General features: G+C 37.9%; 6 protein-coding genes. 2 read left to right on the top strand and 4 right to left on the bottom strand.

Features of this window, described 5'->3' with window-relative positions; all coding sequences use genetic code 11:
- Positions 1–375: 375 nt before the first annotated feature.
- A complete protein-coding gene (gene nrdG, locus E5A76_RS17365; RefSeq protein WP_053989322.1) occupies positions 376–849 on the bottom strand; it encodes an anaerobic ribonucleoside-triphosphate reductase-activating protein in 474 nt (157 codons plus the stop codon).
- Positions 850–957: 108 nt separating this feature from the next.
- Complete coding sequence (gene nrdD, locus E5A76_RS17370) at positions 958–3,084, bottom strand: anaerobic ribonucleoside-triphosphate reductase (protein ID WP_161119704.1); 2,127 nt, start codon at positions 3,082–3,084, stop codon at positions 958–960.
- Positions 3,085–3,448: 364 nt separating this feature from the next.
- Here nrdD and E5A76_RS17375 point away from each other — a divergent pair, with 364 nt between their 5' ends.
- A complete protein-coding gene (locus E5A76_RS17375; protein WP_316247348.1) occupies positions 3,449–4,519 on the top strand; it encodes a GGDEF domain-containing protein in 1,071 nt (356 codons plus the stop codon).
- A gap of 58 nt (positions 4,520–4,577) precedes the next feature.
- Here E5A76_RS17375 and E5A76_RS17380 read toward each other — a convergent pair whose 3' ends face one another.
- Positions 4,578–5,000 (bottom strand): hypothetical protein, encoded by a 423-nt coding sequence (locus E5A76_RS17380; RefSeq protein ID WP_053989325.1) that lies wholly within the window; start codon positions 4,998–5,000, stop codon positions 4,578–4,580.
- A 302-nt stretch (positions 5,001–5,302) separates the two neighbouring features.
- Between E5A76_RS17380 and E5A76_RS17385 the strand changes: the two genes are divergently transcribed.
- Positions 5,303–6,154 (top strand): endonuclease/exonuclease/phosphatase family protein, encoded by an 852-nt coding sequence (locus tag E5A76_RS17385; RefSeq protein ID WP_161119706.1) that lies wholly within the window; start codon positions 5,303–5,305, stop codon positions 6,152–6,154.
- 66 nt (positions 6,155–6,220) lie between these two features.
- Here the strand turns inward: E5A76_RS17385 and E5A76_RS17390 are convergent, their stop codons facing one another.
- A complete protein-coding gene (locus E5A76_RS17390) occupies positions 6,221–7,570 on the bottom strand; it encodes a sigma-54-dependent transcriptional regulator (protein WP_053989327.1) in 1,350 nt (449 codons plus the stop codon).
- Positions 7,571–7,792: the final 222 nt, after the last annotated feature.

Consider the following 7,792-nt stretch of genomic DNA (forward strand, 5'->3'; position numbering starts at 1 on the left):
CCACATCATATAATAAATGAAAATTTATAAAAAACTGTGCTACCTATCACTTCACACAATCATTGCAAGAAATTGTCAACTTTCTATTTTTTGAAGCATGATCTAACAATGAAATGTATTTAACTGAATAGGATGCTTTACTAATAAAACTATTAAAAAAGTGTTCAGAAATGAAAAGTTGGCATGTTTTAAACGTATTAATCACGTTACATAAAAAGTAAAGTCATACACTGTCTTTTCCCATACTTATACACAGAAACAGTGGATAACTTTACTAACACTGTGAAAAATCACACCTTTTGTATGAATTTTACACACAAAAATATTATTAATAACCACATTATTAAATGATAATGGTTGAAGATACGATAAGATTTAGTCTTGTAATTTAAGGTAGTGGATAACTTGGTTTTCACTGCCTCGCCAAACCAAAGATGGATCTCGCTTATCTTCTTCGTATTTACCATCCACAATCACATCAATCAATGCGATCACTTCACGCTGTTGTTCAGATAACTCCGCTAAGGTATAACCCGTCCACAGCCAAATATCTTTACCTGGGCACTCATTACGAACTCGTTTTACCAGTTTCAAAATGTCAGGCACATTATTTGGGTGTAGTGGATCACCACCAGATAGCGATAAACCACGACGCTTAATACGTGTATCGTTCAAATCATTAATGATCTGATCTTCCATGGCTTGATCAAAACAATGCCCTGCATCTAATCGCCATGTACTTTGGTTATAGCAACCTCGGCATTGATGAATACAACCAGAAACAAATAGCGTTGCACGAGTGCCCGGTCCATTAACAATATCGACAGGGTAATAATTGTGATAATTCATTTAGGCCACCTACACTCATTAATGTTTTGTTCAATAATAATCTTAAAAAGAAAAAGTGCCGTTTAAGGCACTTCTTCATTTATTTGCTCTTCACATATGCAGATGAAATTACATATGTTTAACGCGACGCTTCACTTCTTCTTGTTTACCGAAGTTAAATGGACGCGCGTCAGGACTGCCTAAGTAGCCACATACACGACGTGTTACTGATACTTTTGATGGTTCATGGTTGCCACATTTAGGACAAGTAAAACCTTTACTTGTACATTCAAACTCACCAGTAAAGCCACACTCGTAACACTCATCAATAGGTGTATTAGTACCGTAGTAAGGCACACGGCTGTAGCTGTAATCCCACACATCTTCTAATGCTTCAACGTTATGTTGAATATTCGGGTATTCGCCATAACAAATAAAGCCGCCGTTCGCCAATTCAGGGTATGGCATTTCAAAATCGATCTTATCGTAAGGGTTAACTTTCTTCTCAACATCTAAGTGGAAGCTGTTAGTGTAGTAACCTTTATCTGTAACGCCTGGTACAACACCGAACTCTTTCGTATCAATGGCACAGAAACGGCTACATAAGTTCTCACTTGGCGTGCTGTATAAACTGAAACCGTAACCCGTTTCTTTCTTCCATGCATCAGTTGCATCGCGAAGACGTTTAACAATAGCTACTGCTTTTTGACGTAGTGCTTCACTGTCGTAAACGTGTGTTTCATTGCCGTACAGCGCATTCACTGTTTCATGGATACCTATGTAACCCAGTGAAATGGAAGCACGACCATTTTTGAAAATTTCAGAAACATCATCATCTTCTTTAAGACGAACACCACAAGCACCTTCCATATAAAGGATTGGTGCAACACGTGCTTTCACACCATCAAGGCGAGAGATACGGGCATCAAGCGCACGGCGAGATAGGGCTAAACGCTCATCTAATAACTCGAAGAAACGTGCTTCATCACCTTTCGCTTCCAGTGCAATACGAGGTAGGTTGATACTTACCACACCAAGGTTATTACGACCTTCATGGATCAATTCACCATTTTCTTCGTAAGTACCAAGGAAACTACGACAGCCCATTGGAGTTTTGAATGATCCCGTTACTTCGACTAACTTGTCATAGTTAAGAATATCTGGATACATACGCTTAGAAGCACACTCAAGCGCCAGCTTCTTAATATCGTAATTAGCATCGCCTTGCTTATGGTTTAAACCATCTTTAATAGCGAAAACTAGTTTAGGGAATACCGCTGTTTTATGATTCTTACCAAGACCCGCAATACGGTTTTTCAAAATAGATTTTTGAATTAGACGCGATTCCCAAGATGTACCTAAACCGAAGCCGAAAGTAACAAAAGGTGTTTGGCCATTAGCCGTGTGTAGTGTATTTACTTCGTATTCTAGTGATTGGAATGCGTCATAACATTCTTTTTCAGTACGCGCTTTAGCAAAAGCTTCTGGATCAGCAATGCCCCACTCATTAGCCACTTCTAAATGCTTCTCATGGCTAACTGCAACATATGGTGCAAGCACTTCATCAATACGGTTAATCGTCGTTCCACCATAAATGTGGCTCGCCACTTGCGCGATGATCTGAGCTGTCACTGCCGTCGCTGTAGAGATAGATTTCGGAGTATCAATCTCCGCGTTGCCCATTTTAAAACCGTGCGTCAACATACCGTTTAAATCAATCAGCATACAGTTGAACATTGGGAAGAACGGTGAGTAATCCAGATCGTGGAAGTGAATATCGCCACACTCATGCGCTTTTACGATATCGCGTGGTAATAGATGTTGAGTCGCGTAATGCTTAGCAACAATACCAGCCAATAAATCACGCTGAGTTGGGATCACCTTGCTATCTTTGTTTGCATTTTCATTCAACAAAGAAGCATTGCTTTGCTCAATCAAGCCGCGAATTTCGTTGTTTAAACGGCTTTTCTTTTCACGTGCGATATCACGATCATGGCGGTATTCAATATAAGCACGAGCAACGGCTTTATGAGGACCAACCATCAATTGGTTTTCTACAGCATCTTGGATGGCGTGAATTTCTACTTCTTCAGCATGCTGGAATTGAGCCAGTGCAGCCTCAGCTACAGACATTGCATACGCTTCGCTCATTTCCATGTCATTGATTGACTTAGCTGCCCCCATAACCGCTTCTTTAATGCGTTGCATCTCGAAAGGTACACGGCAGCCATCACGCTTAATCACAACAAGTTTCACACCAGGCTCCTAAATACTCGATATTCATGACAGTGTCACACAAACACAAAATATAGGCATTCGGTATATGCGTGACAACAAGATGTGGGTATTAGGCGAGATTTTCCAAAAACAAACATTGATCCAAATCAATATCTACTAAAGAGAGATTACGTTGCGAGCGATGCATTTGATACGTCACAAAATTCTTTTTGAAAGCGTTTTTTTATATACAATTGTCAATAAGTTTATTGGTCATTTTCGAAAAAAAATTGAGAAAAAATTCTTGCTTTTACGGCTAATGAAGTAAACTTGTTTGACCACTTAGAAAGGTAGATTTATAAAATAAATGGATGGCTTAACATTTACACAGCGGATCAATAGAGTGACCTATAAAAACCTACGTATCGGTTTTTTATGGGCTTCAAAAATATCTCTTATGATCTTAACGGTAATGCTCACCACATTATGGATTGACCACATTGGCCATAATCATAAAGCTACATATGTACTCACCGCTCAGTTTTGTTGGCAAATTGTACTTTCTCTGTTTGGGCTAGCCTATTTCAATAGAACGTCAGAACCATCCAACTACCGCTATGTTGCTGCATGTTATACCTTTGTCTATGGCTTAAGTTGGGGAGCTACCGTCTTTATTCTTGGCAGTTTTTCCCGTTCAACACTGACAGCAGAGGTTATTGCCAACCTCACCATTATGGTTGCTTTGCTCGGTTTTTATACCTATCGCGATGCATTATATTTAGCAGTAGCGCCAATTTTAATATTTAGTACTTGGGTGACTCTGCAAGATGATAGGCTCACCTATCTCTTTTCATTTGAGAAGCTCGCTGTTACCGCCATTATCGTCGAATCAGGTCGACGTGTACTTTATCGTTGGTTTAGTAATCGTGTGCAGCAAGAACATGAGAATAAGAAACTCTTAAAAGAGCTTAATCATCTCGCTTCTCGTGATCAATTAACACAAATTAAAAATCGTCGTTTCTTTCAATTGGAATTGGATAAACAAATCAATACCGCGAAACGACTCAACATTCCGCTCTCGATGATTTTGATTGATATTGATTACTTCAAGAAATTTAATGACACCCAAGGACATATTGCAGGAGATGAATGCCTGAAACTAGTAGCCAAAATCATTGATGCTAGCCTACTACGAGGAATAGATAGTGTCTCTCGCTATGGCGGAGAGGAGTTTGTTGTATTACTGCCAAATACAGATTTAGATGGTGCTATTCTTGTTTCACAACGTATTCAAGAAAACTTATCTAAAGTCGCCATTATCCACCCGAGTTCAAATATTAGTAATATCGTCACTATTAGCCAAGGCATAACGGCATACGATCCCAATCAACGTCCAACACAATTTATCGAAACGGCGGATAACAATTTATATCGTGCCAAAGAAGCAGGGCGTAATTGCTATATTGCTGCTTAGTCAACACCTTGAACAAGGTATAATAAACAGCCACTGATAACGTTCAGTGGCTGTTTTGTTATATGGCTTCAACAGCTTGGCGACATTTAGATGCTCGTACCGACATTACACTTTTATAGCGTTCACCTTGCGCTTTAATATAGACAGCACACCCAGCACGATCATGATCTATCCATGCCTTTTCTGGCTGTAGCGCTACCTTTTTTCCTTCTGGAAAGACATAATTCAAAATCACATTGCCATTAGGTTGAATTGCAAAACTATAAAATCGATCTAAATGCTCTAAGTAGCCTGCGGTTAAAAATAATATCGGTAGAAAAGAACACTTAAGCACAATGCTTTTAACCGTTAATGACTTACATTTCATATAGGCTTCTATACGGAGCACGACATAGACCAACACAATAGATAAAGCAGCAAACCACGCAAGGATCTTAAATTTTCCCCACGCAACTTCGGGGTCAAGCAGTAATATCTCCATCTTTGATTCCTTTTTAAGAGGGAGCTAATAGTGTGGCTATACCCAAGTACAAACAATAACCCATACATTTTGTTTGAGATAACACACTGCATACTTTATTGAGAGTGGCTTTCAAGTGATGTGATAACTCACTCCAGAAAATTACGTTTACCAGTAACAGTGAAACTAAATTTTCACAATAAATATTATAATAAGGCTTTCAAATTTAACGTAAAAATAAGGAGTACCCGATCCCGTATTTATTCTTTTTTGCGATTCAATTCATATTCGCTAGTGTTTGTCAGGCAAATTCATTAACGCTAATGACATGGAATTTGCAATGGTTAGCGGATCATCCCAAAAACGACATACAACGAACAACAAAAGACTACCAAGCATTAAAGCAAATCTTTCTCACTCACCAACCCGATGTACTCGCCTTTCAAGAGGTGAACTCAGCGAAAAGCCTCTATAGAGTGATCCCCAAAGATCAATATCAAGTATTTATGTCATCAAGAACGATGAGCACGGAAGATAAATTCAATGGCATCAATCAATTCACAGGCTTTGCGGTTAAAAAGCACTTAATAACAAAACAACTACCCGATATAACCGAGCTCAGCTCGCCTACTAAAGCACTTGGTCTAACCTCACATTACCCGCAAAAATTACGTTATGGATCAGTTATAGCATTGCAACTCAACAATCAAACTGTCTCACTTGCCAATCTGCATTTAAAGTCTGGTTGTTTTTATCCCAACCAACTTAGTAGTAATAAAAAGAAAGCATGCCGTACATTGAATTTACAACGCCAAATAGTTCAGCAATGGGTCGATAATCAACAAACGAAGCAACTACCGTTTATTATCATCGGTGACTTTAACCACCAAATTCATCAGCCACCATCAACCAATAATGGCTTTATCTCAAGTTCAGCCAATAAGCCACTCAAATGGCTAAGTCAGAATATCAACGGTAATTGTCTTGCTAAAGTGATCAAAAATAATCGCGTGTATTACCGACAATACAAACAACTGATTGATCATGGTTTCAGCAGTGTTCATTTCACACTTAATAGCGCTCAACAAATTCAATTTTCTAAACATCAACTTGAACAATACCAACTAACAGATCACTGCCCGCTGTTATTTACCCTTACTCTAACTAAACCCTAACATGATAAAGACACAAAAAAGCCCACTTACTCATTGATAAGTGGGCTTCATTGTATTTAGTAAACATTAATCTTGTGCGTAATTCGAACCGTTATAATAACGAACATCAGGAACAATATTATGTTTATTCAATAGTCGATACATAGTGGCGCGAGATACACCTAAGTCTTTTGCTGCTGATGCAACTTGACCTCGATGGGTTTCTAATACCGCAACCAGTACGTCTTTTTCCGCTTCATCTTTAATATTTCTCAAGCTTTGTTTCATATTAATCTTCTTCGGTAAGTCAAAGTGTTCAACACCCACTTCGTTACCATCGGTTAATAATGAAACCCGCTTAATTTGGTTAATCAGTTCGCGCACATTTCCTGGCCAATTGTATCTCAGCAATAGTTGCTTGGCTTCTTCATTATATTGCGTTGCGATTGTATTGTATTCTCTCGAATATTTTTGCAAAAAGTACTCTGCTAGAGCAATGATATCAGCCCCTCTTTCGCGTAACGTAGGAACTGAAATATGGAAAACATTAAGGCGATAATACAGCTCCTTACTGAATGTTTCATTCGCAATCGCCTGCTCTAAATTTGCACTTGAACAGGCTATCACACGTACGTCACACTCTCTTGTATCATCTAATGTATCATTAGTAGGTTGCTGTAAATAAGCTAACAGCTTTTGTTGTAGCGATTTAGATAACTCTTCAACACCGTTTAATAACACGGTTCCCGCTTTGATTGTATGTTCTGTGACATGTTTACTTTCTGGATCAAGAAAAGCAATTTTTTCATCATCTTCAGTCAGTGATGCACAGTTAATCATGGCAAAACCTTCGTTTCTACGCTTACTCAAATTATGAATTGAATTTGCGATTAAGTCTTTCCCGGTACCTTGCTCACCACTAATAAAGACATTTACATCTGTCATTGCAACACGACGTACCATGTCTCTTAAATGTTTAATCGATTTAGATTCTCCAAATAAACCAACATCTTGTTGAGCATCTATTTCTGTCCAAGAGTTAGCTTCAATTTCTAACATCCCTAGTTGGTGGCCGACAGTTTCTAGTAAATGCGTTGATGGAATAGGAATTGAAAAATAATCAATACAGTAATTATTTATAAATTGGCATATTGCATCCATACCTAGCTGCTCTTTTTTAATAACAGCTATCCATTTCACTTGCTTTGTTTTATTTGCCCTTAAAGAAATACTGTTCAAACTAAAATCATTATTGCTTAGGTCTACAATACAAATACAAGGACTGTATTCTTCCAAGATGGCATCAGCAGTACGAAGATCATAACAACAATGTGTTTTCCATCCAGTTTGTTCCAATAACGCAATCCAAGGTTCGTAAGTACAGCCAATAGCAACGAGTCGAGCTTTAAATGTTTTTTTATCACACTGTGCTACCATTGAGGTCACCTTTTCTAATATCGTTTATTTCCCTCTTTTTTATAATATAGGCAATAAATCAATATCATGCCTCGTATTAATAGCGAGACATAAACAAAAAATATACTAGTTATTTTGCGTTTTAAAATGCAAAAAAAATAATATATTTTCTATTTCATAACCTTATTCATTCACTATAGATCTTTTTTTTACGTAATATTTTGATACTATTTTTATTTTGAC

Origin of the sequence: Photobacterium lucens (assembly GCF_009873615.1) — a bacterium.
Lineage (GTDB): Bacteria > Pseudomonadota > Gammaproteobacteria > Enterobacterales > Vibrionaceae > Photobacterium > Photobacterium lucens.